Below are 26,705 nucleotides of genomic sequence, written 5' to 3' on the forward strand. Positions count from 1 at the left end.
GTAGAGCAGTAGACTCTTAATCTATGGGTCACAGGTTCGAGCCCTGTAGGGGGCAGTTTTTGATATTTCCTGATGTTGCCTCAAATTGCAAAACGTTGTCAAATCAACGTCTTTAACTTTCCTAGTGAAGCCGTTTTTTTGGAACAATGTTGGAACACGGAACAAAAACGGAACAAATTTGGAACATGGAACAGATACTAAAGAAAAGCTTTTAGAATCAATGTTTTACAATATGGGAAGTTTTGGTTTTAAATGTTTTTAAAATATTTGAATAAATGTGTGTCTAAAGAAAAATCTAAAGATATATATTAAGAAATAAAAATAAGACCCCTATGGTTAAGATGAAAAAATGCGCCTTGCTTTTTGTGAGGTGCTTTTTAATTATTTCAAATTCATAAACATCTCTATTTATAAATATTTTTTATTTCTTTCTTCTGAAGTTTATTTTTTAAAAAGTTAAACTTGACCTGGAACGCGTTCCAGGTTTTATACTGACCTCATAAGAAAGCGAGGTAATTTATATGACAATCAAACATATTTTTTGTGACATGGATGGAACATTGTTAAATAGTAATGGACAGGTAAATGAAAGCAATGCTGCCTTAATACGTGAAGCAGGAATTCCTGTAACATTAGTATCTGCCAGAGCTCCTATGGAAATGAGAGATGCTATAAACGCCCTTCAATTAAAAGGTGCCCAAGTTGCTTTCAATGGAGGCTTAATTTATACAATAGGCAATCATAATCAAGTTGTACCGATTCATGCACAAACCATTAAAATTAACACCGTAAAACAATTGTTAAAAGGAATTCGTCAACATTTTCCTCAAGTTAGTTTATCTTATTACGATCTTAATAAATGGTATTGTGATAAAATAGATGATGGAATCCAATATGAACAAAATTTAACTCGTCAAGCACCAACAATTATAGATAGTGAAGAACAGTTTTTAGAAGGACAAGCAAATACTTTTAAAATTATGATGATTTCTTTTGATGAGGAAAGTATTCGAGAATTAGAAAAATATCTTCAAAGTTTATACTTACCAGAAATTACGATTCAACGGTCAGGTAAAGCCTATCTCGAAATTACTCATCTCTTAGCAAAAAAATCTCAAGGAATTTCTCATATCCTTCGAAAAGAACAATTAGTTAAAGAAGAAACTGCTGCATTTGGTGACGGACATAATGACTTGCCTATGCTTGAAATGATAGGCTACCCTATTGTTATGGACAATGCTTTTGACGATATCAAAGCTATAGCTTATAAAATTACGAAGTCTAATGATGAAGATGGTGTAGGATATGGCATTCATAAATATTTAAAGTAGGAGAATTATAATGACAAGTATTAGTGAAATAGCTAAAAAGGCAGGCGTGGCTAAATCAACAGTTTCCCGTGTTATCAATCATCATCCCCATGTTTCTGATGAGACACGACAAAAAGTATTGGCACTTATAGAAAAATTGGATTACATGCCAAATCAAATCGCTAGAGATCTCAGTAAAGGAAAAACACAAAAAATAGGTATTGTCATTCCCCACACACGCCATCCTTATTTTACACAATTGATAAATGGGCTTCTAGATGCCGCTAAAGCTACTGACTATGAACTTGTTATGATGCCTTCAGATTACAATCAAGCATTAGAACTTTCCTACCTGAACCAACTCAAAACAGAAGCTATCGATGCCTTAATCTTCACATCAAGAGCTATTAGTCTTGATACTATTGAAACTTATGCAAAATATGGACGAATAGTGGTTTGTGAAAAATTACAGGAAACTAACTCCCTATCTTCTGCTTACCTTGACCGCTACACTTCATTTTTCAAGGCTTTTTCTGATATGAAAGTACGTAACCTAGAGAACTTAGTATTATTATTTTCACGAATTAATGAATCATCCGCTACATATCAGACTGCATTATTAGCGTATCACGATGTTTATGGACAACAATCGACTCCGCATAGGGTATTTGGAAATATTCATGATTTTAATGATGGTTTAAATTTATCTCGTAATTTAGTAAACGATACTCGTATAGATGGTATATTAGCTACAAGTGATGAAGTTGCGGTAGGCTTGATAAAAGGTTATGAAGAAAGCGGAAAAGAATGTCCTTATATTATTGGTCAAGAACATTTACTAGTTGGACAACTTTTAAAACTTCCAACGATAGATCACAAATCCTATTCATTAGGAAAATTAGCTTTTAAACAAGCTTTATCTGAATCAATCAGCCAAGAAGTTTTAATCTCAGAATTTTTAACTCAAGACAATTAAACATAAAGCATCTAGTCTTTACTAGGTGCTTTTTTATGCAAAAAAACACTTAACAAGAGTTAAGTGCTTGGATAAAATTTACTTTTAGAACACACGAGCTATGTGTTTGATTCGTACGTTATCCCCTTTATATTCTTCAATGCCTAAATGGTCTAATAGAGCAATATACAAATCATGAAATGTCATTTTTGCAAAAGTCTCAAATTCATAATCATCTTTTAATATAGATAATTTTTCAGCTTTTTCTTCTGGAGTTAAATCACTTTTTAAAACTGTTGCTATCAATTTACATTTCTCAATCATTGTTAGTTTTTTCATTGTGTTTCGTCTCCTTTGTTGAAATTTTCTTTATATTTTTTATCCATTAAATTCTATCGTTGCTTTCATTTTCTATCTGTATTATAACGCTTGTATTTAACCCATTCAACTTGTTCCTAGCTTTCAAACAAGTAGTAAGACAATCAACTCAGAAACAGGTTAACTATTATGAAAGAACTCGTTTACGGCAATAAAAATCAAAAAAATTTATTCAATGTGTTTTACTACTTAAGAACAATTCACATTACGGTAAAAATCTTTAATCTTATTTCTTTACACTGAACCAAAAGTAGTATATTCTATTTTTGAACTTAGAGGTTGAAAAGTATCCGTCTCCAACGCGGCATCTCATATGAGATGTGTCGAGAAATGCGGGCGACCACAGGCGGTCCCGCCTAGGTTGGCATCTAGTCTTTACTAGATGCTTTTTTTATAAAAAAAGCACTTAACAAGTGTTAAGTGCTACAAAGTAAGTGGGACGGGCATTCCCCACCTCTCAGGAACCCGTTAGGGTGTGTAGGGCCCGATATTTTTCTACTTTTACTTTTTCTATATTCTACTTCTAAATAAATACTTTGTAAATTATTTCTATAATTTAAGTAAATAATACTACAACATCTCAGAAATTATTTTTATCATTATTTATCTCTAATCATTCCAACTCGATTTTCTGGGAGATAACAGAAATGATGTTTGCTATAAAGCTTATTTGCCGGAACTTTGGCTACCAAAGTAATAAAACTACTCTCATGTGTATTTTCATCAAACCATTGATCAATGATTTCCATCATTTTATTGGCAATTCCACGTCTTTGGAACTTTTTATCCACCATAATATCAGACACGACAAAAGTGATTCCGCCATCACCTACAACTCTTCCTAGTCCAATAAGTTCATTATCCTCATAAACAGACACTGCGAAAAGAGTCCCTTCCAATGCCTTTTTAACTTCAGAATTTGGTTTAGTACTATTCATTCCAGAATTAACTCTCAATTGATTATAAGCTTCGACACTTGGAACATTATGAATAAATTCCATAATAATAATTCCTCCAATACCTTTTTGTACACTCATTATAACACTTAAAGGCAAGCTATGTATTCTATAAAGGCTATTCTATACAAACTTGCTTTAGATTGTTTGCTGTTTTGGACATAGATTTTATTTCAATCTAAATAAAAAATCATGACCAGCCAATTAACAACTGTTCATGATTATTGAAACTTTGTAGCTACTGCAAAACACACGTCCACAAAGTCAACATTTTACCATTAGCCTGAGAGATAAAAAATCTTCCTAAACTAGCTCTACTCCCCTAATTCAGCCAAAACTTCTTCCACATCAAACAGCTCTAGCGTCCCATTTGCTTTTTCTTTTTCATATTCAGCAACCGTCTTCAACTCATATTCTAATTCAATCTTTTCAAATAGCGCTCGTTTAAATAAAGTGGACAAATCTACTCCTGATAATTCAGCATAGTTTTTGAATAATTGTTCTTCCTCTTTGCTAAGACTAATTGATACTATCATACCGTATGTCCCTCACCTTCGCTGAATCTATCTTCCACCCTATCTTCTAATCTTACAACTCTTCTACGCTTTCACGATAGTCAATTTGCAACTCATCCTTATACTCTTCACAGATTGTTTGATAATCGTATTCAGATAAGCTTGCGATAAATAAGTCATAGTCTAACTCTAACTGATCTGCTTCAAAGCTTTCTTTCCAAATTTCAAATTCTCTTTCAAATGGTAATGTGCTCTTCCATTCATCTTCATCTGAGAAGCAATGTCCTGAAATAAAATGTGCTAATGCTTTGTAAGAATCAAAACTATAATAATCCTTCACCAGGGGGAATGCTACTTCTAAAGATTCACTTGCTTGTTTTACTTGATCACGATGTACATAAAATTGACTCATATTAAATCCCTCTTTTTTTCTTATATTATCTTACAATGCAAACTATATACGAAATACTTCTTTTCAGCAATCAAAATCCTTTATTAAGTCTATCTGAAATAAAAAACTCAACGAACTCCCATCCTTAGGAACTCGTTGAGCTTCAATTTTATAAGGTTTTGTCTTCTATCGGTAATACAATTTCAAATACGCTTCCTTTTCCTAGTTCGCTTTCTACCGAAATTTCACCACCTAGGCGATGCACAATGGATTGAACAATCGCAAGCCCTAATCCATTTCCTTCTTGAACATGAGAGTGTTCTGCTTGATAAAATTGTTCAAAAATATGTCGTTGTGCTTCAGGAGAAAGTCCAATTCCCTTATCTTCTATCTGAACCTTAACCTGTTGATTTTCTTCAAAAATCATAATGTTTAATTCGACTGTATCTCCAGAATATTTAATCGCATTATCAATTAAATTAGTCCAAACTTGCATCATCAAATCTGCATCTGTTTGGCAATAGATAGGCTTACTTGAAAGAGTTAAGTGAATGTCTTTCTCTTTCCACTTTTCCGTCATCATAATAACTGCATGTCGAATTTGTTCATCAATCTGAACTCTTGTTTTCTGCGGTGAAAAGTCTTTTTCCATTTTTGTAAGTGTCACAATATCATCACATAAACGACTCAGCCTCATACTTTCTGATTGTAAAATATGAGTTAAGTCCCTTCTTGTAACTTCATCTAATTTTTCATCTGCTAGTAAATCACTTACTCCTACTAATGCTGCAATAGGAGTTTTTAATTCATGGGAAAAATTCGCAATAAAATCTGCACGGTGTTGGCTATTCTTCTTTAAATCTTCAGCCATCTGATTGATATTTCGAGCTAATTGATCAATTTCATTATGATATTTCGCAGTGTCTTTTGGATACTGTCTACGATAGATTTTATGATTATAGTTCCCTTTTGAAATTGATTTAACAGATTCATTCAAATCAGAAATCGGACGTGTTAAATGAACGGATCCCCACCACATCACTAAACTTCCAATCACAATAATCGTTCCGCTAAAAATCAGTAACCAGGTCGTTAAACTTGTTTCGATTTTTAACAGATTTTTCAAGAAAAATATGACCGCTACTCCAATAAAACTGGTCGCTACTAATATCATAAAAAATAAGCGGACAAAATATTTTCGAAGTGAAAATTGAATTTCTTTTTGTTTATCCATGTTTGATTGTTCCTTTATAGCCTAATCCTCTAACCGTTACAATATCGAAATCTTCGTTCCCTTTTAGTTTTTGACGAATTCTTTTAATACAAGCATCAACTAAACGTTCATCATAGTCTTCTTCCATTCCCCATATATCATCTAACAAATCTAATCGTGTAAAGATTTTTTCAGGATGACTTAATAATTTGTATAATAAGAAAAATTCTTTTGGGGGAATTTGTACTTGTTCTCCTGTTGTTAAATCCATCATTGTTAAGGCATTGTAATCTAATCGAGTGTGAGTAAACGTCAGCACTTTTTCTGCTTCTAGTTGAGATCTTCTCAGTAATGCTTTCACTCTTAAAACGAGTTCTTCTAATCGTAGAGGCTTCACCATATAGTCATCCACCCCTAATTTAAAAGCTTCTTCTAACGATTCTAATTGAGATTTTGCTGTAATCATTAAGATTGGCAATGTATGCTTCGTTTCTCTCAATGTTTGAACGAATTCATAACCATCCATTTCAGGCATCATAATATCTGAAATGACTAAATCAATCTGTTGTTTCTCCATCAAATACAAAGCTTCTTGTCCATTTTGAGCAGTATAGACAGAGTAATTTTCTTGCTTTAATTTTGTAAAAATCATTGTTTTTATCGCAAAATCATCTTCACAAACTAATATACTAAACATAGTGCCTCCTTGTCAGGAACATTATAGCATATTTCTTACAGACGAACTAAACTTCCTTTTTTCAACTCATAGACAGTGTCCACATATTCTAATACTGAACGGTCGTGAGTAACCATAATGGCACTCTTTTGTTTTTCTTTTACTTCTCTTTGAATTAATTGAGCAATTTCCTGTGCTTTTTCCGGATCCAAACTCGCCGTTGGTTCATCTGCTAAAATTAATTGAGGATTCCCGATAAATGCTCGTGCAATGGCAACTCTTTGTTTTTGCCCACCAGAAATTTGATTTGGGTATAAATGATAACACCCCTCTACCCCTAATTCTTTTAATAATGTTTGAACTTCTTCTTTACGTTTAGCAGAATCTTTTTGTCCCTTTAATTTAGAAACCTCTTCTAATTGATCTCCAACTGTCATATAAGATAATAATTGATGATCTTGGAAAATAAACCCTAATAATTCTAGACGTTTTTTAGTCCATTCGCTTTGCGTTACATTCGTTAAATTTTGATTTGCAATACGAATTTCTCCTGAATCAGAAGATAATAATAATCCAGCAATCGACAAGAAGGTTGATTTCCCTGAACCAGAAGGCCCAACAATGGCAACAAATTCCCCTTTATTCACGGTTAAATCCAAATCATGAAGAATTTCTCTTTTTTGCATTCCGTCCATAAATGATTTTGTAATATTTTTCAACTCAATAACTGACATACTATTCACCCTTTCCACCAATGACTTCAATTGGATCTACTTGTTTAATTTTTAAAATCGATAACGCTCCACATAGAACAGAGATAAGAATAAAGCTCAATGCAATCGTGACATTTCCTTGTAAAGTCATATAAAACGGCATCGCACTTGGAAGAACTAATGCCATGGCAAATGCTAAAGCCAATCCGACTCCAACTCCAATAACTGATAAAATACCGATTTGAGATAATTGAATGGCTGTAATTTGTTTCATCGACATTCCAATAGCTTTTAACACACCAAATTGTTGTAATTTTTGCAATGTTAAAATGTAGAAAAACACTCCTAAAATAGCGGAAGACGCTACTAGTAATACCCATGTAATCATCGTTAATGTCATATTTTCAGCTGTATATCCTGGGATTTTCTTAATTAATTGTTTTGGTTGAAATACGATTAGTTGATTAGACAATTGATTGGAATCAACCGCTTGGTTTGTTACAATTGTTTGTGGTTTCCAAGTATAATTAGGATCATTTTTTTGACGCATCGCTTCATATGTTTCTGCAGTGACAAATGCAATGGAACTATGTCCATATTTAGCATTTTTTGCAAAAGCTACAACTGTTAAACTTTCTTTTGACGCTTTATCTTGAATGGTATCTCCTACTGAAATACCTTTTTCCTTATACGATTCTTCTAATACCACTTCTTGATTTCCTAATTTTTCTAATGAGTAATCTATTGTTTCAACTTTGCCAGATACTTGATTTAAGTGATCCACTGCAAAAAATGTTACATCTTGAGTGCTGTCTTCATTTTCTTTTGATAAAGAAGAACGTTGAATGACTAAGCCAAACGATTCTTCTAAATTTAATGCTTCAATTTCTGTTAAACTTTGACTTGTAAAATTTGAAAAAGGAATCACTCCTTCTGAATCTTTTAAAAGAATATATTGTACTTCACCAAAGTTTTCAATTTGTGCAGTAATTGTTCTTCCTAATCCATTTGTTAATCCAGATAAAAAGATGACCATAAACATCATAATGACAATCAATACCTCGATTAAAATAAATTTTTTCGGTTGATATTTAATTTCATTCCATGCTATTTTCATGTAAATTTCTCCTTTATTCTCAATTGATGTATTTACTATAAAAGAGAAATATGACCTGAATATGACATTGGAGTCATTGAGACAAAAAATACGGGATAAGAAATTTTACTTTCTTATCCCGTCATTTTCATCTATACTTTTAAATTCCGAAACTAATTCTGAGACCTTCATTTACTTTTTCCATAAAGGCATCATCAACTTCTGTTATTTTTTCAATTAATCGAACTTTATCAATGGTGCGAACTTGTTCCAACAACACCGTTGATTCCTTACTAAATTGAAATTGATCTTTTTGAATTTCAATATGGGTTGGTAAATTTGCCTTTTCATGTTTTGCTGTTATCGCAGCAACAATTACCGTTGTACTAAAATGATTCCCAACATCATTTTGAACAATTAGAACGGGGCGTCTTCCACCCTGTTCACTTCCTACTACAGGAGATAAGTCCGCTAAATATACTTCTCCTCTTTTTACCATCTATCTTTCTCCTAATCATGATTTATAAATTCTTGGCACACGATCACTAATTAAGCAAAGTGATTCGTATGAAATTGTATGGCTTCTATGAGACAATTCTTCTGCCGTTATATATTCGTTTCCTTCTTTTCCTAATAAAGTTACCTTAGTTCCCACTGGCATTTCATAAGGAAGACGAATCATAAATTGATCCATACATACTCGACCAACTATTGGACATCTTACTCCTGAAACAATTACTTCACCAGGAGCATACGCACGAAGATAGCCATCTGCATATCCCACTGGTAATGTAGCAATCCATTCATCCTCACTACAAGTATACGTAGCACCATAGCTAATCGTATCCCCTGCATGTAGTTGTTTTACATAAACAATCTCTGTTTCCCAAGTTAATGCTTCTTCTAATTGTAATGTATCCGGAAGTCTTAACCCTCCATTAGAAGGGTTTAATCCATACAAACCAATTCCCCATCGAATGACATTGGTTGTTAATCCTTCATGCCAAATAGCTGCAGCTGAATTCGAACAATGAACATAAGTTGGACGATGTTCTAAAGCTTCAACACACTCGTTAAATCGTGCTAATTGATATTCAAACTGACTCGTATCTGCTTCATCAGCAGTCGCAAAATGAGTAAAGATTCCTTCAAAAATAAATTGAGAATCATATTCTCTTAAAAATTGTTCCACAACTTGAACTTGTTCCGGTGTTCGAACTCCAATTCTTCCCATACCCGTATCAATGGCTAAATGTACAATCAGTTTCTTTCCATCTGGAATTAGAGCCTGAGCTTTTTCTAACCAATCTAGCAAACTAACCGTTGTCGAAATACGATACTCACAAAGAATTGGCACATCTTCTAATCGACTAATTCCTAAAATCAGAATGGGTTCATAGAATCCTTCTTGTCTTAATTGAATGGCTTCATCTAACAATGCCACGCAAAATCCCGCAACTCCTTCTTCACGAGCTGCTTTAGCGACTTCTATCATTCCATGCCCATAAGAATTTGCCTTTACTACGGCAAAAATATCTGTATTTGGATAATGTTTTTTTACAGCTTTAATATTTTGTTGAATCGCATTTAAATTAATAGTTACACGTGTATTCCTATGAATCGCAGGAAACATATCTTCACTTTCTTTCTTCTATATTTGAGGGAGTCTCTTCTAAAATAACGACAGCATACGCATCATGATTTGTATGCGTAATACTTACATGTTTTTGATAAGGATGCGGAGCTGTTAATAAAGGTTGTCCATTTTCAGCATTTAGAATTTCAACATCTTGAAAAGAAACAGCTTTTCCTATTCCAGTACCTAAGGCTTTAGAATACGCTTCTTTAGCGGCAAATCTTCCTGCTAAATATTCTACTTTTCTTTTGATTCCTAAAGTTTCATACACAGCATATTCCTTTGGAGTTAACACTCGTTGAATGAAGGAGGAATCTTGTACTACAATTTTTTCAATTCGTGATAATTCAATTGCATCCATTCCGACACCAATAATCGCCATCTCAATACTCCCTTTAAAAACATAATGTATCTCTTATTGTATCAAATGAAATCGCATTTGTCAGAATTTTTTACTAATCTTTAGTAAATTTCTCCACTAAAAAAGACGACCGAAGTCGTCTTCTTATTGATTATTTTTGACGGATTGTAAATCCTTTGTCAGATTTCTTTTTATGATTTCTACGGCGAGAATCTTTACTCTTATATCCACGAGTATATTCTTCATCTAACCCACGACCACGGCGGTCTTCTTTACGTTTGAAGCTTCCTTTACCATTACGTCCACGATTATCTTTACGGTCACTACGGTTGTAGTTTCCACGGCTATTGCCACGTTTACGGCTTGGTAATGGACGTTCTGGAGTAATTTTTACAGGAATTTCTGTTGGGTCTTTAATCATTCCACTCACTAATAATGCTGCTAATTCATCTGCTTCATATTCATCTAATAAATACGAAATAGCTTCTTTGAAGCGACGAGTATCTACTGATTTCATTTTTTCATCAATTTGCTCAATGGCAGATTTCATTTGTCCTTCTAATGCTTCCATTTGAGTTGGTGGACGTAATGCAGTCATTCTCTTACGAGTTAAATCTTCAATGACACGTAAATAATCCATTTCATTTGGTGTTACAAAAGTAACGGACATCCCTTCTTGTCCCGCACGTCCTGTACGTCCAATACGGTGAACATAACTTTCAGGATCTTGTGGAATATCGTAGTTATAAACATGTGTTACACCTGAAATATCTAATCCACGTGCAGCTACGTCTGTTGCCACTAAAATATCTAAATGATTATTCTTAAAATCACGTAAAACGCTCATACGTTTTTGTTGACTTAAATCTCCATGAATTCCTTCTGCACGATAACCACGCATTTCAAGTCCACGTGCTAATTCATCAACACGACGTTTTGTACGACCGAATACAATCGTTAATTCCGGTGTTTGAACATCTAATAAGCGAGTCATAATATCAAATTTTTCGAAATCTTTACATTTTACAAAATATTGATCAATTAATGTCGCTGTCATCTCACTTGATTTAATACGAACATGTTCAGGTTCTTTCATAAACTGAACTCCAATTCGTTTAATATCATCTGGCATTGTAGCAGAGAATAATAACGTTTGGCGATTTTCTGGAACTAATTTAATAATTGATTCGATATCATCTAAAAATCCCATGTTTAACATTTCATCCGCTTCATCTAATACTAATGTTTCAATATTATCTAAGCGAAGTGTTTTTCTAGAAATGTGGTCTAATAAACGTCCAGGTGTTCCTACTACGATATGTGGTTGCTCTTTTAATTGGCGAATTTGACGACCAATATCTGCTCCACCATAAACAGCTTGTACATGAATTTTTTTATCTTTTCCTAAGCGATATAATTCTTCTTGTGTTTGAATCGCTAACTCACGTGTTGGAGCAATGACTAATCCTTGTACTTTACGATTACGAAGATTAATTTTTTGAAGCATTGGTAATCCAAAAGAAGCTGTTTTCCCTGTACCTGTTTGCGCTTGACCAATCACGTCTTTACCTGCTAAGGCTAATGGAATTGTTTGTGATTGGATCGGTGTTGCTTCCTCAAACCCCATTTTTTCAATTGATTCTAATAAGGCTGAATCTAAGCCTAATTCATTAAATTTCATATTTTCCTCCTTGTACTGCTGAAGAGAAGCACACGAGGTATTTTACCTTCACAATAAAAGTCTGGAACAGCAAAGAGCTCCAGACTTCTGAACATTACGAGATTATACAATATTACTTGTTAAATCTTCATGATATATATCATTACATTTGTGTAAACTTCTCAACTCTCCAAGTACTATAGCATGTTCAAAGATAGATTGCAAAGAAAAGCCCTTTGATTTCACAAATGAAATACTGATCAAAACAAAATTATGCTTCTTTTAATGCCTCTACAACTGCTAATAATCCTGTACCATTACTTGATTTCACTAACACTTGGTCATTTTGTTGTAAATCTTCTTTTAATAATTGAGTCAATGCTGCTTTATCACTTTCAACATAATGTAAGTGAGATGATTCAAAACGAGATTTTAACGCTTTATATAAAGCACTCATTTCTTCTCCGTATAAATACACTTCTTGAATGTTCTCTGGGAACATTACTTCAGAAATACTTGCGTGTAATGCTTTTGACTGTTCTCCTAATTCACGAATATCTCCTAATACAACAATTTTACGTCCATTAGAAGCTACGGATGTAAAGGATTGAATCACAGATTTCATCGCAATTGGGCTTGCATTATAGGCATCATTTAAGATTTTCGAACCATGAATGCCATCTACCCACTGCGTACGATTTTTTGTTAATTCAAACTGTTGAATCGCTTCAATGGCTTGTTCTAATGGTACCCCACATTCTAATCCTACTTGAAGAGCAGCGAGCGCATTATTGACATTATAAGCTCCTAATACAGGTAGTTGAACAGAATGTTTGGCAGGTTTCAGTAAATCAAAAATAGTATGGTCTTCAAATAATTGAATATTTTCAGCTTGAATCACACTGTTAGCACCTTCTCCAAACGGTAAAACCTTAAAGTGTTCTTCTGCCTTCATTTCTTCTAATTCCTGTTCTAATAAAGTCTCATTTGCTGGGAAGATGATACTTCCTTTTTCGTGTAATCCTTTTAGGATTTCTAATTTTGCTTTAGCAATCCCTTGTCGACTACCTAAATTTTCCATATGGGATTCACCAATTAAAGTAATGACGGCTACCGAAGGTTTTGCTAGTTTGCTTAGAAACTCAATTTCACCAAAATCACTCATACCCATTTCTAATACTAATTGTTCTGTATCTTCTGGCATATCTAAAATTGTTTGAGGTAATCCAATATCATTATTAAAATTCCCTTGTGTTTTATAAATACGATAACGACTAGAAAGTACTGCAGCCGTCATATCTTTTGTTGTCGTTTTTCCTGAACTACCTGTAATGCCGATAACATTCGGTTGAACTTTTTCTAAATACCATTTCGCTAATTCTTGGAAAGCTTCTAGTGGATCATCCACCCAAATCGCACAAATTCCTTCTGGAGGAGTTTGGTCTTGTCTTCCCCAAAAAACAGCTTTTGCGCCTTTTTCAATTGCTTGTTCAATGTAATCATGTCCATCTGTTTGTCCTTTTAACGGAATAAACAAACTATTTTTCGTTAGTTTTCTTGTATCAAATGAAACTGATTCAATAATATCAAATCGATAATCAGTTTGATAATCGATTGCTTTCACAGCTTTTACAATTTGTGCAACTGTTCCGATTGCCATATTTTTTCTTCCTCTCTCACAAAAAGCGCCTCTGTGAGGCGCCTTTCTTATCCATTTTGTCGATCTTTATAACGTTTTAAAGCTAACTGAATTAATTCTTCAACTAAATCTTTGTAAGAAATCCCTGTTTTCTCCCAAAGAAGTGGATACATACTAAATTGAGTAAATCCTGGTAAAGTATTTACTTCATTAATGTAAATATCATTTGTTTCTGTTAAGAAGAAATCACATCTTGTTAGTCCACTACCATCAATAGCACGGAATGCTTTTGCAGAATATTCTCTTACTTTTGCAGAAACTTCATCCGAAATTTGTGCTGGAATTTCTAATGTGACAGTATTGTTGACATATTTTTCATTGTAATCATAAAATCCACTTGTTTTAACAATTTCCCCTACAACAGAAGTGTTCGCTTCGTCATTTCCAAGAACCGCACACTCAATTTCTCTTGCTTCAATCCCTTGTTCTACGACAATTCGACGGTCATATTTCAACGCTTCAACAATTGCATTCGTTAATTCATCACGATTTTCCGCTTTTGAAATTCCTACACTTGATCCCATATTGGCTGGTTTAACAAATACTGGGTAAATTAATGTTCCTTCAATTTTATTATAAATACTTTCAGGATTTTGTTTCCATTGAGTTTTATTAAACGGAACATATGGTAATTGTGGTAATCCTGCTTGTTGGAATAATTGTTTACTTGTAATTTTATCCATTCCACAAGCACTTGCTAATACTCCACAACCAACATAAGGAACATCCATCATTTCAAACAATCCTTGAATTGTTCCATCCTCTCCATTTGGTCCATGTAAAACAGGGAAAACAACACATTCCTCTTCTTTTAAATCATATGGAGTTACAAGTACACCCTTTGAAACTTCTCCTTCGCTCGTTGCAAAGTGAGCTTCTTGACTTGCTTCTAATCTTAATGCTTCAGAAAAAGCTACAGGACCTGTTAACGGTTCACCTTTTAGCCATTCTCCTTTTCGATTAATATAGACAGGTTGAACTTCATAATAATCAAAATAGATTTCTTTAATAATTGAAAAAGCCGTTAAAATTGAAATATCATGTTCAGCACTTTTGCCGCCATAAACGACTATAATTTTCATAAACAATCCTCCAACTAGAACTATCTTATCTAGATACTTCTTTCATAGTTCATATACTAGTATATCAAATGCACTATAAACTGACAAGGTACTCACATTTTGCCAAAACACCTTTAGAAAATATAAAAAGAGCCAAGCGAACTTGACTCTTCATCAGATTTCCGATTATTAATTTATACATTCTTCTGCCAATAACTCAGTATTGACAATAGCTATTGATTTCATATTTACCTCCTTATAAGGATATCAATTATTTAGAATAAATTTTTCAAAATTGAATAGTTTCATAACAACAATAAAAACAACAACTACTAAAAATATTAAAGCTATAATAAAAACTAATGTTTCAAAAACACCTAAAATTAATACTCCCGTAGATTGAGAAATTAGCATTCCAAAGATTGGTGCTACAACTATCATGGAAATACCTTGAGCTGACTTACTGTTCTTTAAATATTGTGAGCTACCAATAACTAATAATATTGATAATAAAACAAGAAGTGGTGAAATCAAAAATGTAACTAATAACCATGTAATATTTGGTAAAATAATATGCCCAAAATATCCCCAACCAACAGCATTAACAACTAATGTATAAACTATTACAGAAATAGTTGCAAGTATAACTGCAGGAAGTGCACATCCTAAAGCTTTTCCTAAAATAAGTATTTTGGGTGAAACTGGGGTATATAACAACCCCTCCAACGTTTTGTGTTCTTTTTCCCCAATAAAACTACTGCTAGCTAATACAGTCGAAATCATAATTGGGAGAAGCATAAATAACGGTAAAAAAAAGTAGGTAAAGACAGCATAGAGTGGCAACGTTTGTGTTGTAATATAATTTGGATAATCTATAATCTTAAACTGATTAATAAAAGTATTGAGGCCAGCTATGCTTGATGAAACCTCCGAACTAGTACCCAACAACAATAATAATACTGGTAACACGATACTAAAGATAATCGGCACAATAAGTAAAGAAGCTAGTAAGCCTCTATCCTTAACTAATTCTTTATACTCCTTTTTTATCATGACCTTCAGTTGATATCTATCCATGGATATGTCCTCCAATAATTCTAAAATATATTTCTTTAACTGTCTCAGTTACTTTATAAACACCATAAATATCATTTCCTTTTAGAACTAAGGTTCTGACAATATCAGATACCTTATCATCCTTATCAATTGAGATAGTAAATTCATCATTAAGATTTCCAAATAGTTCACCATACGAAGTCAACTCTTTGATATCTTTGGGATTAAATTTACCTTTAAAATTGACTTTATTTTCTTTACGACGTAGCTCATCAACCTCATCACTGATAAGTAGAGTTCCTTCAAATATAATACCTATACTATCGACAACATCATCCATCCCATATAAATAATGGGTGGACATGATAATTGTAACACCATCTTTTTTTAATTTCTTAATGAACTGATAAAACTCATCAATTGCAGCAGGATCTAGTCCTGTTGTTGGTTCATCCAAAATCAAAACATCTGGACTATGGAACATAGCTCTAGCTAGCATCACTTTCTGCCTATTTCCTTTACTGAGATTACCTACAGACATATCAATATACTCTTCTAAATGGAACATCTTCTTCAAATTATCTATTCGTTTTTTTATAGTTCCTTGATCTAGACCATATATTTCACCCCATAAAGATAGATTCTCTTCAACAGATAGATTTTCATATAGATTACCATCATTTTGAACTCCAATACGTAATAGTAAATCAGATCTTGATTGATCTGTTAGCTTCTCTCCAAAAAGCATAACATTCCCCTTATCAGGTTTTAATAACCCTAAGATTATACGAATCAGAGTAGTCTTACCCGCTCCATTCGGCCCTAGCAGCGCAAAAACTTTCCCCTTATCAATGCTTAAAGAAACATCATTAATAACTTTTTTTGAACCAATTGTTTTATTAATCCCATTTATCTCAATTACCATTTTTTTACTCCTCTTATAACATCATTCAACCACACCAAAACTATTAAAGCAACTATATAAATTATTAAATATATTAATATTTCTACATTATCACTATTAAATAGTTCTTGATAATGTATTAGATTTTTAGGTAATAAAAACTTCATTCCAGTATATTTATTAAATGAATCAACCATTGTTAATGACGAAAAAACAAGTATTAGTATTTCAGCTAAACTTGAAATTACAAAAGGCATATTGAAGATAATATTAATAAAAAAACCGAATATTACAATAAAGGAAACCATTATCAAATGTAAGATAGAGGTAGCAAGTATTCTTTCCAAACTAACTTCTTTATATAAAATCATCGTTACGTAGATGGTACTCAGTAAACCAAATAGCCAAGAAATAATAAAAAAGAACATCGAACTACATAATTTAGGAAAATAGATTTTAAAACTACTTTTTGTTCTTGTTAAATAAAACAGCTTCAATGATTCAGTTTTTTCAATATTACTCATTGACAATATCAAATAAAGTGCTACAAATATTCCCATTTGAGCAGAATTCTTAAAAAATGAATTAACTAAACTTTCCCAAGTAATATCAGGAAGGATAATTTTTCCATTATTTGCTGAAACCATACTTTCAATTAAATCATTAGCATAATATGCAGCTAACGTTGAGGATACTGATAAAAATATAAAAAACATAGGTAGCAGTATTGCTTTTTTACTTCGTATCCATCTTTTCATTTCTATAACTAACATTTGAGTACTCGTTCCTTTCAATTAGATTATCAAAACTCTGCTCCAAGCTAATTTGACTCCTCTCAATAGATACTATTCCACTACAAATATTCTCATTCAGCAAACTAAGAAAATCATACAATTCTAATCCACTAAATTGTAAAGTATTATTATCTTGTACACAAAAACACTTTTTATTAACTAGCCTTTCTTTCAGTTTACTTAAGCTTGATTCTCTATTCAATGTAACTAAAATTTTAGGATCATTATGAATCAATAAATTCAAAATGTTATCATCAAATATTTTTTTACCTTTGTGGATAACAATAATACGATTAGCTATTTTTTCAACATCATTTAGAATGTGACTAGAAAAAATTACTAGTTTAGTTTTTCCTAAATTTCTTAGTATCTCAATAATTTCTTCTCTTCCTTTAGAATCCAATGCACTTGTTGGCTCATCAAAAAATATTATTTGAGGTTCTAGCGCCAAAACCGATGCAATCCCTACTCGTTGTTTCATACCTCTTGAAAAATATGATATTTCCCTATTTATAGATTTAGATAGACCAACCAATTGAAGTATATTTTTATAAAATTCCAGTTTTTTTCTTTTCTTGTTAGATAACATTCTTGAATATTCTAATACTTCTAAAGTAGTCATATCTGTTGGAAAATCAGGAACATCCGGACAATATGCTATCTCATCCGTGAATCTTAAAATTTTTCCAGATGTAATAGAATAGCAACCAAAAATAGACTTGATAAATGATGTCTTACCAGCTCCATTTAATCCAACTAAGCCAATCACACCTGTTTCATCAGAAAAACTAATAGAAAAGTTTTCAAGAATACAACGTTTCTTTATACGAATAGAAACATCAGATAGTTCTATCAATTTCTTCATCATGGTCATAATCCTCTTTTCTTCCAATTAAAAAATACGCTATTCCACCTAACGGAACTGAAATCAAACAAATAATAAACCAGATAATTTTAGAAAAATACCTAACTTCATTGTTTTTAATATCTAGAAAGAAAAAAATAAGATATAGTATATATAGCATTACCAAAGGTATAATAATTAAAAGAATTTTATTCATAATTTTTCCCTACAATTCTTCAAAAATTTTATCTGGATTTATACCAGCATTTTCAAAACACTTCTTCAATAACATCTGAAAATCCAAACCCGTAATGAGGTTATCTTTTATAGCATAGGCAATATTCTCATATCGACTTTCTTCAAAGCTAATGGAGAGGCTGCAAAGAATAACACCTACTAAAATCGAAATACCTATTAACAATTTTTGTCCTTTTTCCATTATTTACTAATCTTATACGAATACACTGCAGTAATAACAATCGTTACTAATAAAACAATACTTGCAAAAATCAATGCTAATTTATTTACCACAAATAATGAGATTAAAATAAAGATGATTCCAGAAATGATACTTGCAAATCCAAAGAATCGTTGTGTTTTACGATAGGCCTCATCATGATTCATAATCCATGGAACACGAAAGCCGAAGTGTTTATTCGTTTCTTTAATTTTAGGACTAACATTTCCAATAAATATCATAAATATCCCAATAAGAAATGACATAAAACGTCCCATTTGAGAACCCATACTAACTCCTGTCAAAATCAAGACAAATTGGAAAAAGGCAATTGCGTTAAACAATAGTAATGTCACTCTAAAAATGTAACGACTAATTTCTTTATTTTGACCTCCAACCAATTCTTTGTAATCAATCCATTTGATAAAGCCGGATAATAATAGAATAAAAATTGGTAATATTACAATCGTCCAACGTGAAGCTGTTGCTATAACATTTCCTTCTAAATCAAACCGAGATGCGATTGTCTCAGGCGCATACCAAATGACACATAAAGCAAGTAATATAGGTAAAAAGGTCAAAATGACATCTAATAAATAAATTTTTCTTTGTTCTACTAACATATTATTTTCCTCCAATAATAGAATTCATCCAAACTATTGCGTCTTCTAAAACAGTTAAATTTAACTCATAATAAATAAAGTTCTTTTCCTTTGTTTCATAAATTAAATCCGCTTGTTTTAACTTTTTTAAATGATACGACAATGCTTGCGGTGTGATTTGTAAGCTATTTGCTAAGTCTCCTGTATTCGTTCGTCCCTGTCGTAAAATTTCTAAAATCTTCCGACGGTTTTCATCCGATAATGCAGACAAAATATCATTAACTGACATATCCTCATCTCTTTCTATTTAAAAATTTCTTTAAATAGATAATACTCCTTCCAAAAACAAAATGCAATAGTTATTTAAAAATATTTTTAAATAGTTGTTGTAATTTTTTGTAATAAAAAAACACCGGTATTTAAAGTGGTTGTTCAATAAATCCTGTTGGTGATTTCTCACCAACAGAATTTGTCTACGAGCCTATTTTACCAAAGTACCTTAAAAGATATAAAAAAGAGCCAAGCGAACTTGACTCTTCAACAGATTTACGATTATTCATTGGCTGGTCGGTGTATCCAGCATCTCAGGTACCTCAATAAGGTGCGGCAGGAACCCTTTCTGCCCTCAATGAATAATCTTTAATCAGTCATATTTTACGGCTTATTTTTGTTCATTTCAACTTTTTAGACAAGACTCCTTTAGAAATACCCCTCTTCTTTTAAAGAGCAGTATGTATGATCTCCCACAATAAAATGGTCTAACAATTCAATTCCCATCATTTCTCCACATTCTGATAATCGTCTTGTAAAATCAATATCTGCTTGAGACGGAGTAACATTTCCACTTGGATGATTATGCCCGATAATTATTCTTGCTGCAGAAAAACGTACCGCTTCTCTAAAAATTTCTCTTGGATGAACGACTGCTTGATTGAGTCCTCCTCGGAAAATAATTTTTTTCTTAATGACTTCATTTTTGGAATTTAAAAATAATGCAATTAAATGTTCTTGGTACAAATCTTTCAATTCTTCCATAATACATTCTCCCGCTTTTTGCGAGCTGGTAATATGTCCTAACTTCGTTTGCTGAGCAGTTCCTAATCGAATTCCTAATTCCATTGCAGCTTTTAATTCAATTGCCTTTGTTCGTCCAATTCCATGAATGGCCATTAATTCTTCTACTGTAGCCATTTTCAATGTAAATAAGTCTTCAAACGTATTCAACACAACTTTCGCTAATTGCAATACATTTAATTCTTTGGAACCTGTCCGAAGTAAAATCGCTAATAATTCATAAGTTTCGAGACTTTTAGCTCCTAATTTTTCCAAACGTTCTCTTGGCATTGACTCCAAAGGTAATTCTAATAATTGTTGATCCATTTCCATTTTATTGCCTCCTCTTGCATATAATACTTTCACTTCTATATACGCAAAAATTGGTAAAAAATATTTTATTTTACGAAAAATTTTCTCATAAATGAAATAAAATAAAGAGACCCTGTAATCCAAAGCGTATCCTTACCCGATACTTGTATTAGATATTCCTCGATAAATTGTTGAGCATCCTCTACAAATTCAACCTCACTAGAAGGGTAGTCTGTTTTTTCAATAGCTCCTACATAATCAAATGTTGTTACTACTAATCGAGCTTCCGGCAACTCTTTTCGTAAATAATCAACCATTTCTTTGTAATGTTTTCTTTTTAAAGCAGAAAATAAAATCGTCTGTTGAGATCCATCTTCTCCATATTGCTTCACCGTTTCAACAAATCGTTTTAAGGCATGAACATTATGCGCTCCATCTAATATCACTTTAGGACTTTGATGCACTACTTCCATTCTTCCTGGCCAAGTGACCGTTTGGAAACTTTCTTGAATGGCAGACTCACAAACTGGAAGTTGGAAGTTCTTTTCAAATCGTAAAAAGCACTCTAACGCTATTGCAGCATTTTCTAATTGATACTTCCCTTTTAAATTCAAATAAGGAATGTGAATTTGAGTATCTGCATTTGTAAAAATAAATCCTTCTTCAACCGATTCAATTTTAAACTCTCGTTCAAAGTGATGGATTTCACAGTTATAAGCTTTTCCGACTACTTCAGCTACTTTCAAAGCTTCTGTTGGTAAATTTCCTAATATTACTGCTTGCTTTTGTTTGAAAATTCCCGTTTTTTGAATGGCAATTTCTTCGATAGTATTTCCTAACATTTCTTCATGATCCATCCCAATCGATGTAATCACGCTCATCGTTGAATCGACAATATTCGTTGTATCTAATAATCCACCAATCCCTACTTCTAATAAAGCAACTTCCACTTTTCTTCTAGAGAAATACACTAACGCCATAGCTGTCATAATTTCAAAGAAACTTAATGGTTCGTATTCGTCTATCAATTTTGCTTCTGCTTGTTGAACGAGATTCCCAACCATTTCAAAGTCTTCTTCGGCCATTACATTACCATTGATTAAAAACCGATCCGTATAATCGATTAAATGAGGAGAAACAAATGCTCCTACCTTCTGCCCGTGATGAACAAATAAGGACGATAACATCGCAATTGTAGAACCTTTCCCATTTGTTCCTGTGACATGAATTATCGGATAATCTTCCTGAGGATTTCCAAGAAGAGACAGTAATACTCTCATTCTATCTAATCCATATTTTCGTTTATATTTCATTCGATCTAAGATCCACTCTCTAACTGTTTGCATGATTCCCCTTCTTTCATTTTTCATCATACAAATTCCCTCTTCAACTTGCAAGACATAATAATCTTTAACAACCCAAAAAATCCTGCTAGTAATTTCTCACCAACAGGATTTATCGAATACCTGATTTATCTCAGTATTATTTTATGCTAATGTTTTTAATGTTGCGATACGTTCTAGAACTGCTTGACGTTGGTCAGCATATTCTTTTCCTTTGGCACATTCTGCTTCTACAACAGCTTCTGGTGCTTTAGCAACGAATTTTTCATTTGATAATTTTTTCTCTACACGATTCACTTCATCTTGTAGTTTAGCCGCTTCTTTTTCTAAACGAGCAATTTCATCATCAATATTAATTAATCCTGCTAATGGTAAGTAGATTTCAGCTCCACTAATCACACTTGTGACAGCATGACTTGGTGCTTCAACTTCTAAACCATATTCGAATGATTCAGGATTACAGAAACGAGCAATATAGCTTTCATTTTCTGATAAAATCACTTGAATATCCGCACTTGAAGTTTTTGCAATAATCGCAATTGGTTTCGATAATGGTGTATTCATTTCATTTCTGCTTGTACGAACTGAACGAATAAAGTCCATTAAGAATTCCATTTTTTCTGCTGCAGCTTCATCCATTTGACTTTCTTGTACGACTGGATATGAAGCGACTACTAATGAATCTCCAATATGAGGCACTGATTGCCAAATTTCTTCTGTTACGAATGGCATAATTGGGTGTAATAAACGTAATGTTTGATCTAATACATATACTAAAATGCTACGAGTTGTTAATTTAGCAGCTTCATCATTTCCTGCTAATGTTTCTTTAGACATTTCAATATACCAGTCACAGAAATCATCCCAAATGAAGCGATACAATAGACGACCAGCTTCACCAAATTCAAATTTTTCGAATAATTCTGTTACTTTAGCAATCACTTGATTTAAGCGAGTTAAAATCCATTTGTCTGCTAATGTTTTTTCACCAGTAATATCTAATTGATCCACTGTTAAGTCGCCAATATTCATTAACGCATAACGACTAGCATTCCAGATTTTATTGATAAAGTTCCATGCAGCATCCATTTTATCTGTTGAATAACGAACGTCTTGTCCTGGTGCTGAACCATTTGCTAAGAACCAACGTAATGCATCTGCTCCGTATTGTTCGATAACTTCCATTGGATCTACACCATTACCAAGAGATTTACTCATTTTACGTCCTTGGCTATCACGAATTAATCCGTGAATTAATACATTTTTAAATGGACGTTTGCCTGTAAATTCTAATCCTTGGAACATCATACGGCTTACCCAGAATGTTAAAATATCATAACCTGTTACAAGTGTACTTGTTGGATAGTAACGTTTATAGTCACTAGCTTCAACATCAGGCCAACCCATTGTTGAAAATGGCCATAATGCAGATGAGAACCATGTATCTAATACGTCCACATCTTGTTTCCAATTTTCAGCATCTGCTGGAGCTTCCATCCCAACATATACTTCACCAGTTTCATTATGATACCATGCTGGAATTTGATGTCCCCACCATAATTGACGAGAAATTACCCAATCGTGAATGTTTTCCATCCAACGTAAGTAAGCATCATTAAAACGTGGTGGGTAGAAGTTAACAGCATTCTCTTCTTCAGCACGTTGTGCTTGAATCGCTTGTTCTGCTAAAGGTCCCATTTTAACAAACCATTGTTTTGATAAACGAGGTTCAACAACAACATCTGTACGTTCAGAATGTCCCACACTATGAACATGTTTTTCGATTTTCACAAGAAGTCCTGCTTCTTCTAAATCTTTCACGATTGCTTTACGAGCTGCAAAACGATCCATTCCTTCGTATTTTCCAGCTAATTCATTCATTGTTGCATCATCGTTCATAACATTGATACGTGGTAAATTATGACGGTTACCAACTTCAAAGTCATTTGGGTCATGGGCAGGAGTAATTTTTACAACCCCTGTTCCGAAATCTTGTTCAACATACTCATCCGCAATAATTGGAATTTCTTTTCCAACTAATGGTAAGATAACTGTTTTTCCAATTAAGGCTTGGTAACGTTCATCTTCAGGGTGAACCGCAACAGCAGTATCTCCAAGTAAAGTTTCTGGACGAGTTGTTGCAACTTCTAATACTCCACTACCATCCGCTAATGGATAATTCATATGGTAGAAAGCACCTTCTACATCTTTATGGATTACTTCGATATCTGATAATGAAGTTTTTGCTTTTGGATCCCAGTTAATAATGTATTCTCCACGGTAAATTAAGCCTTTTTCATATAAAGTGACAAATACTTTTTTAACAGCATCTGATAAGCCTTGGTCTAATGTGAAACGTTCACGACGATAGTCAACAGAAATTCCCATTTTTGCCCATTGTTCACGGATATGGCTGGCATATTCTTCTTTCCATTCCCATGTTTGTTCTAAGAATTTTTCACGTCCAAGGTCATAACGAGATAAGCCTTCTCCACGTAATTTTTCTTCTACTTTTGCTTGAGTCGCAATTCCGGCATGGTCCATACCTGGTAACCATAATGTATCGTACCCTTGCATACGTTTTTGACGAATAATCATATCTTGTAATGTAACGTCCCACGCATGTCCTAAGTGTAATTTACCTGTTACATTTGGTGGTGGGATAACGATTGAATAAGGTTCTGCATTTGGATCTTCGTTTGGATGGAAGACTCCTGATTCAACCCACCATTGATATTTTCCTGCTTCAACTTCTTGCGGTTGAAACTTTGGTGACATTTCTTTTGCCATTCTTTTTCCTCCTTAATAAAAATGATTTTGATACAATAAAAAATCCTATGAAGATTTACTTCATAGGACGATTATTTTCGTGGTACCACCTAATATTCGCATCATAACTGATGCCTTTAACGTTGTTAACGAAGTCTACTCCGAGCTAAGTTACTATGATTCCCCTAGCCAACTTACAAGCTACCTTCATACAAATTCGTTAAGAAGTTTCACCAACCCTTCTCTCTCTATCAACTAAAATTCGTATTACTCCTCTTGTGCAATGCTTTTATTCTATGGAATATAGTCTACCATTGTTTAACCATACTTGCAAATGATTTTCCTTGCATTTATCTTTCTTATTTTTTCAAGAAACGACGCATTGAGAAAATTGAACCAAATGATCCAATTAATACTCCAACTCCTGCCATTGCTAAAGATAAACGATACAAGAAAGGATTTGGTGCTAACAAGCTAAAGTTAGATCCAGCAAAGAAATCACTTCCGCCTTTATACACCCATACATATAAAACCCATAATAATGCAATTGGTACAATTGAACCAATTAAGCCAATGAACCCCCCTTCTAAGAAGAATGGCCAACGAATATAAGCTTTAGTCGCTCCAACTAATTGCATAATTTCAATTTCTGTTCTACGAGCATGAATGGTTGCACGAATCGTATTGGAAATTAAAAATAGAGCAATAATTAGTAATACAGCGATAACACCAATTCCAACATTACGAGATGTTGAAATGACTTTAAATAACGTATCAGCTTTTGCCCCACCATAGTTAACACGAGCTACATAATCCATTTTCTCAATGGTCGTTGCAACTTCCTTCGTTTGTTTTGGATTTTTTGTACTTACATCAAAAGCATTTCTTAAAGGGTTGCTATCATTTTTAAATAATTCAAATTCTTGCGCAACACTCTTCGTAATATCATCTAATTCTTCATCTTTTGAACGGAATTTAACAGTATCTACAGCGTCCAACGCTTGAATAGCTGCTTTTAACTCTTCTGTTTTTGTTTCATCTGCTGCTAAATCAATATACACACGCACATTCACATCTTGTTCTACATCTGTCGCAATTTTATTCATATTAAATAGTAATGAGACAAAAATCCCTACTAGTAATAACACCATTGATACTGCAGAAATCGCTCCAAATGTAGACCAACCATTTCTGAATAAGCTTTTAACCGCATCACGAATATGACGCCACATTGTTCTAATCTTCATATCCGTACTCCCCTTCCTCTTGGTCACGGACAATGCGTCCCATTTCAATTGCCAACACACGATGTTTCTTTTCATTTACGATTTGGCTATTATGAGTCGCCATTACAATGGTTGTCCCTTGTTGATTAATTCTTTCTAAAATATCCATAATTTCCATAGAAGTATCTGGATCTAAGTTTCCTGTTGGTTCGTCAGCAATTAACACAGCAGGATTATTTACAATCGCTCTTGCGATAGCAACACGTTGTTGTTCTCCACCAGATAATTGATCAGGGAACATCGTCATACGATGCTTCAAGTTTACTAATGTTAATACTTCTTCAACTTTTCGTTGAATTTCTTTTGGTGCTTTTTCAATTACTTCCATCGCATAAGCAACATTTTCATATACAGTTAAACGAGGTAATAATTTAAAATCTTGGAACACAACTCCTACATAACGTCTTAAATAAGGAATTTCACGTTCTCTCATTTTTGTTAAATCATATTTTCCAACTGTAATTCTTCCTTTAGTTGCTTTTTCTTGACGATACATCATTTTAATAAATGTTGATTTTCCTGCTCCAGATGGGCCTACAACATATACAAATTCCCCATCTTGAATTCTGACTGATAAATTATTTACGGCTAAAATACCTTTTCCATATTTCTTTGAAACATTCATCATTTCAATCATGCACTCACCAGCTTTCTCTATTCATAGT

General features: G+C 33.1%; 28 protein-coding genes and 1 other annotated feature. Of the genes, 2 read left to right on the forward strand and 26 right to left on the reverse strand.

Going from position 1 to position 26,705, the window contains the following annotated elements:
* Nucleotides 1-521 precede the first annotated feature (521 nt).
* Nucleotides 522-1,331, forward strand: coding sequence for an HAD family hydrolase (locus RWZ86_RS02890; RefSeq protein WP_314679831.1), 810 nt, complete (start codon nucleotides 522-524; stop codon nucleotides 1,329-1,331).
* A 10-nt stretch (nucleotides 1,332-1,341) separates the two neighbouring features.
* Entirely contained in the window at nucleotides 1,342-2,286 is a 945-nt protein-coding gene (locus tag RWZ86_RS02895; RefSeq protein WP_314679833.1) for a LacI family DNA-binding transcriptional regulator, read from the forward strand.
* An 84-nt stretch (nucleotides 2,287-2,370) separates the two neighbouring features.
* Here the strand turns inward: RWZ86_RS02895 and RWZ86_RS02900 are convergent, their stop codons facing one another.
* The 26 genes from RWZ86_RS02900 to ftsE all read right to left on the reverse strand — a co-directional run bounded on the left by RWZ86_RS02900 (nucleotide 2,371) and on the right by ftsE (nucleotide 26,677).
* Nucleotides 2,371-2,604 (reverse strand): hypothetical protein, encoded by a 234-nt coding sequence (locus RWZ86_RS02900; protein WP_314679835.1) that lies wholly within the window; start codon nucleotides 2,602-2,604, stop codon nucleotides 2,371-2,373.
* A gap of 638 nt (nucleotides 2,605-3,242) precedes the next feature.
* On the reverse strand, nucleotides 3,243-3,644 hold the full coding sequence (locus RWZ86_RS02905; protein ID WP_314679837.1) for a GNAT family N-acetyltransferase: 402 nt from the start codon (nucleotides 3,642-3,644) through the stop codon (nucleotides 3,243-3,245).
* Between the two features lie 269 nt (nucleotides 3,645-3,913).
* Nucleotides 3,914-4,135 (reverse strand): type II toxin-antitoxin system RelB family antitoxin, encoded by a 222-nt coding sequence (gene relB / locus RWZ86_RS02910; protein ID WP_314679839.1) that lies wholly within the window; start codon nucleotides 4,133-4,135, stop codon nucleotides 3,914-3,916.
* A 52-nt stretch (nucleotides 4,136-4,187) separates the two neighbouring features.
* The gene (locus tag RWZ86_RS02915) at nucleotides 4,188-4,526 is read right to left on the reverse strand and encodes a hypothetical protein (RefSeq protein ID WP_314679841.1); all 339 of its coding nucleotides are present in this window, start codon (nucleotides 4,524-4,526) and stop codon (nucleotides 4,188-4,190) included.
* A gap of 148 nt (nucleotides 4,527-4,674) precedes the next feature.
* Complete coding sequence (locus RWZ86_RS02920) at nucleotides 4,675-5,739, reverse strand: HAMP domain-containing sensor histidine kinase (RefSeq protein WP_314679843.1); 1,065 nt, start codon at nucleotides 5,737-5,739, stop codon at nucleotides 4,675-4,677.
* Nucleotides 5,732-6,415 (reverse strand): response regulator transcription factor, encoded by a 684-nt coding sequence (locus RWZ86_RS02925; protein WP_314679844.1) that lies wholly within the window; start codon nucleotides 6,413-6,415, stop codon nucleotides 5,732-5,734. Before RWZ86_RS02925 ends, RWZ86_RS02920 begins: the two co-directional genes overlap by 8 nt.
* Before the next feature lie 35 nt (nucleotides 6,416-6,450).
* Nucleotides 6,451-7,128, reverse strand: coding sequence for an ABC transporter ATP-binding protein (locus RWZ86_RS02930; RefSeq protein WP_314679846.1), 678 nt, complete (start codon nucleotides 7,126-7,128; stop codon nucleotides 6,451-6,453).
* A 1-nt stretch (nucleotide 7,129) separates the two neighbouring features.
* Nucleotides 7,130-8,224 carry an ABC transporter permease gene (locus RWZ86_RS02935; protein WP_314679848.1) on the reverse strand — a complete coding sequence of 365 codons (1,095 nt, stop codon included), beginning with the start codon at nucleotides 8,222-8,224 and terminating at the stop codon, nucleotides 7,130-7,132.
* Between the two features lie 139 nt (nucleotides 8,225-8,363).
* The gene (locus tag RWZ86_RS02940; protein ID WP_314679851.1) at nucleotides 8,364-8,702 is read right to left on the reverse strand and encodes a type II toxin-antitoxin system PemK/MazF family toxin; all 339 of its coding nucleotides are present in this window, start codon (nucleotides 8,700-8,702) and stop codon (nucleotides 8,364-8,366) included.
* Nucleotides 8,703-8,717: 15 nt separating this feature from the next.
* Nucleotides 8,718-9,836, reverse strand: coding sequence for an alanine racemase (gene alr / locus RWZ86_RS02945; protein ID WP_314679853.1), 1,119 nt, complete (start codon nucleotides 9,834-9,836; stop codon nucleotides 8,718-8,720).
* Between the two features lie 4 nt (nucleotides 9,837-9,840).
* The gene (gene acpS / locus RWZ86_RS02950; protein WP_314679855.1) at nucleotides 9,841-10,221 is read right to left on the reverse strand and encodes a holo-ACP synthase; all 381 of its coding nucleotides are present in this window, start codon (nucleotides 10,219-10,221) and stop codon (nucleotides 9,841-9,843) included.
* 130 nt (nucleotides 10,222-10,351) lie between these two features.
* On the reverse strand, nucleotides 10,352-11,881 hold the full coding sequence (locus RWZ86_RS02955; RefSeq protein WP_314256170.1) for a DEAD/DEAH box helicase: 1,530 nt from the start codon (nucleotides 11,879-11,881) through the stop codon (nucleotides 10,352-10,354).
* 250 nt (nucleotides 11,882-12,131) lie between these two features.
* Nucleotides 12,132-13,520 carry a UDP-N-acetylmuramoyl-tripeptide--D-alanyl-D-alanine ligase gene (gene murF / locus RWZ86_RS02960; RefSeq protein WP_314679857.1) on the reverse strand — a complete coding sequence of 463 codons (1,389 nt, stop codon included), beginning with the start codon at nucleotides 13,518-13,520 and terminating at the stop codon, nucleotides 12,132-12,134.
* Between the two features lie 47 nt (nucleotides 13,521-13,567).
* On the reverse strand, nucleotides 13,568-14,641 hold the full coding sequence (locus RWZ86_RS02965) for a D-alanine--D-alanine ligase (protein WP_314679858.1): 1,074 nt from the start codon (nucleotides 14,639-14,641) through the stop codon (nucleotides 13,568-13,570).
* A 246-nt stretch (nucleotides 14,642-14,887) separates the two neighbouring features.
* Entirely contained in the window at nucleotides 14,888-15,697 is an 810-nt protein-coding gene (locus RWZ86_RS02970; protein ID WP_314679860.1) for an ABC transporter permease subunit, read from the reverse strand.
* A complete protein-coding gene (locus RWZ86_RS02975; protein WP_314679862.1) occupies nucleotides 15,690-16,601 on the reverse strand; it encodes an ABC transporter ATP-binding protein in 912 nt (303 codons plus the stop codon). Before RWZ86_RS02975 ends, RWZ86_RS02970 begins: the two co-directional genes overlap by 8 nt.
* Nucleotides 16,595-17,353 (reverse strand): hypothetical protein, encoded by a 759-nt coding sequence (locus tag RWZ86_RS02980; protein ID WP_314679864.1) that lies wholly within the window; start codon nucleotides 17,351-17,353, stop codon nucleotides 16,595-16,597. Before RWZ86_RS02980 ends, RWZ86_RS02975 begins: the two co-directional genes overlap by 7 nt.
* Nucleotides 17,316-18,242: an ABC transporter ATP-binding protein gene (locus RWZ86_RS02985; protein ID WP_314679867.1), complete on the reverse strand. Its 927-nt coding sequence runs from the start codon at nucleotides 18,240-18,242 to the stop codon at nucleotides 17,316-17,318. Before RWZ86_RS02985 ends, RWZ86_RS02980 begins: the two co-directional genes overlap by 38 nt.
* A gap of 202 nt (nucleotides 18,243-18,444) precedes the next feature.
* Nucleotides 18,445-18,657, reverse strand: a complete 213-nt coding sequence (locus RWZ86_RS02995; RefSeq protein WP_314679870.1) for a hypothetical protein — start codon at nucleotides 18,655-18,657, stop codon at nucleotides 18,445-18,447.
* Complete coding sequence (locus tag RWZ86_RS03000; RefSeq protein ID WP_314679871.1) at nucleotides 18,657-19,298, reverse strand: SdpI family protein; 642 nt, start codon at nucleotides 19,296-19,298, stop codon at nucleotides 18,657-18,659. Before RWZ86_RS03000 ends, RWZ86_RS02995 begins: the two co-directional genes overlap by 1 nt.
* A 1-nt stretch (nucleotide 19,299) precedes the next feature.
* Nucleotides 19,300-19,566, reverse strand: a complete 267-nt coding sequence (locus tag RWZ86_RS03005; RefSeq protein WP_314679873.1) for a metalloregulator ArsR/SmtB family transcription factor — start codon at nucleotides 19,564-19,566, stop codon at nucleotides 19,300-19,302.
* 410 nt (nucleotides 19,567-19,976) lie between these two features.
* Entirely contained in the window at nucleotides 19,977-20,663 is a 687-nt protein-coding gene (gene radC / locus RWZ86_RS03010) for a DNA repair protein RadC (RefSeq protein WP_314679875.1), read from the reverse strand.
* Nucleotides 20,664-20,728: 65 nt separating this feature from the next.
* Nucleotides 20,729-22,015, reverse strand: coding sequence for a folylpolyglutamate synthase/dihydrofolate synthase family protein (locus tag RWZ86_RS03015; protein ID WP_314679877.1), 1,287 nt, complete (start codon nucleotides 22,013-22,015; stop codon nucleotides 20,729-20,731).
* A gap of 114 nt (nucleotides 22,016-22,129) precedes the next feature.
* Nucleotides 22,130-24,775, reverse strand: a complete 2,646-nt coding sequence (locus tag RWZ86_RS03020; RefSeq protein WP_314679879.1) for a valine--tRNA ligase — start codon at nucleotides 24,773-24,775, stop codon at nucleotides 22,130-22,132.
* Nucleotides 24,776-24,835: 60 nt separating this feature from the next.
* Nucleotides 24,836-25,047, reverse strand: a binding site (T-box leader).
* 66 nt (nucleotides 25,048-25,113) lie between these two features.
* A complete protein-coding gene (gene ftsX, locus RWZ86_RS03025) occupies nucleotides 25,114-26,001 on the reverse strand; it encodes a permease-like cell division protein FtsX (protein ID WP_314679881.1) in 888 nt (295 codons plus the stop codon).
* Nucleotides 25,991-26,677, reverse strand: coding sequence for a cell division ATP-binding protein FtsE (ftsE, locus tag RWZ86_RS03030; protein WP_314679883.1), 687 nt, complete (start codon nucleotides 26,675-26,677; stop codon nucleotides 25,991-25,993). The genes ftsX and ftsE overlap by 11 nt, the downstream gene beginning before the upstream one ends.
* Nucleotides 26,678-26,705 lie beyond the last annotated feature (28 nt).

Origin of the sequence: uncultured Granulicatella sp. (assembly GCF_963545075.1) — a bacterium.
Taxonomy (GTDB): Bacteria; Bacillota; Bacilli; order Lactobacillales; family Aerococcaceae; genus Granulicatella.

What these genes read in the sequence shown, in the direction of transcription:
- RWZ86_RS02890 (WP_314679831.1), top strand. Translation starts at nt 522, where the DNA reads ATGACAATCAAACATATTTTTTGTGACATGGATGGAACATTGTTAAAT.
- RWZ86_RS02895 (WP_314679833.1), top strand. Translation starts at nt 1,342, where the DNA reads ATGACAAGTATTAGTGAAATAGCTAAAAAGGCAGGCGTGGCTAAATCA.
- RWZ86_RS02900 (WP_314679835.1), bottom strand. Translation starts at nt 2,604, where the DNA reads ATGAAAAAACTAACAATGATTGAGAAATGTAAATTGATAGCAACAGTT.
- RWZ86_RS02905 (WP_314679837.1), bottom strand. Translation starts at nt 3,644, where the DNA reads ATGGAATTTATTCATAATGTTCCAAGTGTCGAAGCTTATAATCAATTG.
- relB (WP_314679839.1), bottom strand. Translation starts at nt 4,135, where the DNA reads ATGATAGTATCAATTAGTCTTAGCAAAGAGGAAGAACAATTATTCAAA.
- RWZ86_RS02915 (WP_314679841.1), bottom strand. Translation starts at nt 4,526, where the DNA reads ATGAGTCAATTTTATGTACATCGTGATCAAGTAAAACAAGCAAGTGAA.
- RWZ86_RS02920 (WP_314679843.1), bottom strand. Translation starts at nt 5,739, where the DNA reads ATGGATAAACAAAAAGAAATTCAATTTTCACTTCGAAAATATTTTGTC.
- RWZ86_RS02925 (WP_314679844.1), bottom strand. Translation starts at nt 6,415, where the DNA reads ATGTTTAGTATATTAGTTTGTGAAGATGATTTTGCGATAAAAACAATG.
- RWZ86_RS02930 (WP_314679846.1), bottom strand. Translation starts at nt 7,128, where the DNA reads ATGTCAGTTATTGAGTTGAAAAATATTACAAAATCATTTATGGACGGA.
- RWZ86_RS02935 (WP_314679848.1), bottom strand. Translation starts at nt 8,224, where the DNA reads ATGAAAATAGCATGGAATGAAATTAAATATCAACCGAAAAAATTTATT.
- RWZ86_RS02940 (WP_314679851.1), bottom strand. Translation starts at nt 8,702, where the DNA reads ATGGTAAAAAGAGGAGAAGTATATTTAGCGGACTTATCTCCTGTAGTA.
- alr (WP_314679853.1), bottom strand. Translation starts at nt 9,836, where the DNA reads ATGTTTCCTGCGATTCATAGGAATACACGTGTAACTATTAATTTAAAT.
- acpS (WP_314679855.1), bottom strand. Translation starts at nt 10,221, where the DNA reads ATGGCGATTATTGGTGTCGGAATGGATGCAATTGAATTATCACGAATT.
- RWZ86_RS02955 (WP_314256170.1), bottom strand. Translation starts at nt 11,881, where the DNA reads ATGAAATTTAATGAATTAGGCTTAGATTCAGCCTTATTAGAATCAATT.
- murF (WP_314679857.1), bottom strand. Translation starts at nt 13,520, where the DNA reads ATGGCAATCGGAACAGTTGCACAAATTGTAAAAGCTGTGAAAGCAATC.
- RWZ86_RS02965 (WP_314679858.1), bottom strand. Translation starts at nt 14,641, where the DNA reads ATGAAAATTATAGTCGTTTATGGCGGCAAAAGTGCTGAACATGATATT.
- RWZ86_RS02970 (WP_314679860.1), bottom strand. Translation starts at nt 15,697, where the DNA reads ATGGATAGATATCAACTGAAGGTCATGATAAAAAAGGAGTATAAAGAA.
- RWZ86_RS02975 (WP_314679862.1), bottom strand. Translation starts at nt 16,601, where the DNA reads ATGGTAATTGAGATAAATGGGATTAATAAAACAATTGGTTCAAAAAAA.
- RWZ86_RS02980 (WP_314679864.1), bottom strand. Translation starts at nt 17,353, where the DNA reads ATGTTAGTTATAGAAATGAAAAGATGGATACGAAGTAAAAAAGCAATA.
- RWZ86_RS02985 (WP_314679867.1), bottom strand. Translation starts at nt 18,242, where the DNA reads ATGATGAAGAAATTGATAGAACTATCTGATGTTTCTATTCGTATAAAG.
- RWZ86_RS02995 (WP_314679870.1), bottom strand. Translation starts at nt 18,657, where the DNA reads ATGGAAAAAGGACAAAAATTGTTAATAGGTATTTCGATTTTAGTAGGT.
- RWZ86_RS03000 (WP_314679871.1), bottom strand. Translation starts at nt 19,298, where the DNA reads ATGTTAGTAGAACAAAGAAAAATTTATTTATTAGATGTCATTTTGACC.
- RWZ86_RS03005 (WP_314679873.1), bottom strand. Translation starts at nt 19,566, where the DNA reads ATGTCAGTTAATGATATTTTGTCTGCATTATCGGATGAAAACCGTCGG.
- radC (WP_314679875.1), bottom strand. Translation starts at nt 20,663, where the DNA reads ATGGAAATGGATCAACAATTATTAGAATTACCTTTGGAGTCAATGCCA.
- RWZ86_RS03015 (WP_314679877.1), bottom strand. Translation starts at nt 22,015, where the DNA reads ATGATGAAAAATGAAAGAAGGGGAATCATGCAAACAGTTAGAGAGTGG.
- RWZ86_RS03020 (WP_314679879.1), bottom strand. Translation starts at nt 24,775, where the DNA reads ATGGCAAAAGAAATGTCACCAAAGTTTCAACCGCAAGAAGTTGAAGCA.
- ftsX (WP_314679881.1), bottom strand. Translation starts at nt 26,001, where the DNA reads ATGAAGATTAGAACAATGTGGCGTCATATTCGTGATGCGGTTAAAAGC.
- ftsE (WP_314679883.1), bottom strand. Translation starts at nt 26,677, where the DNA reads ATGATTGAAATGATGAATGTTTCAAAGAAATATGGAAAAGGTATTTTA.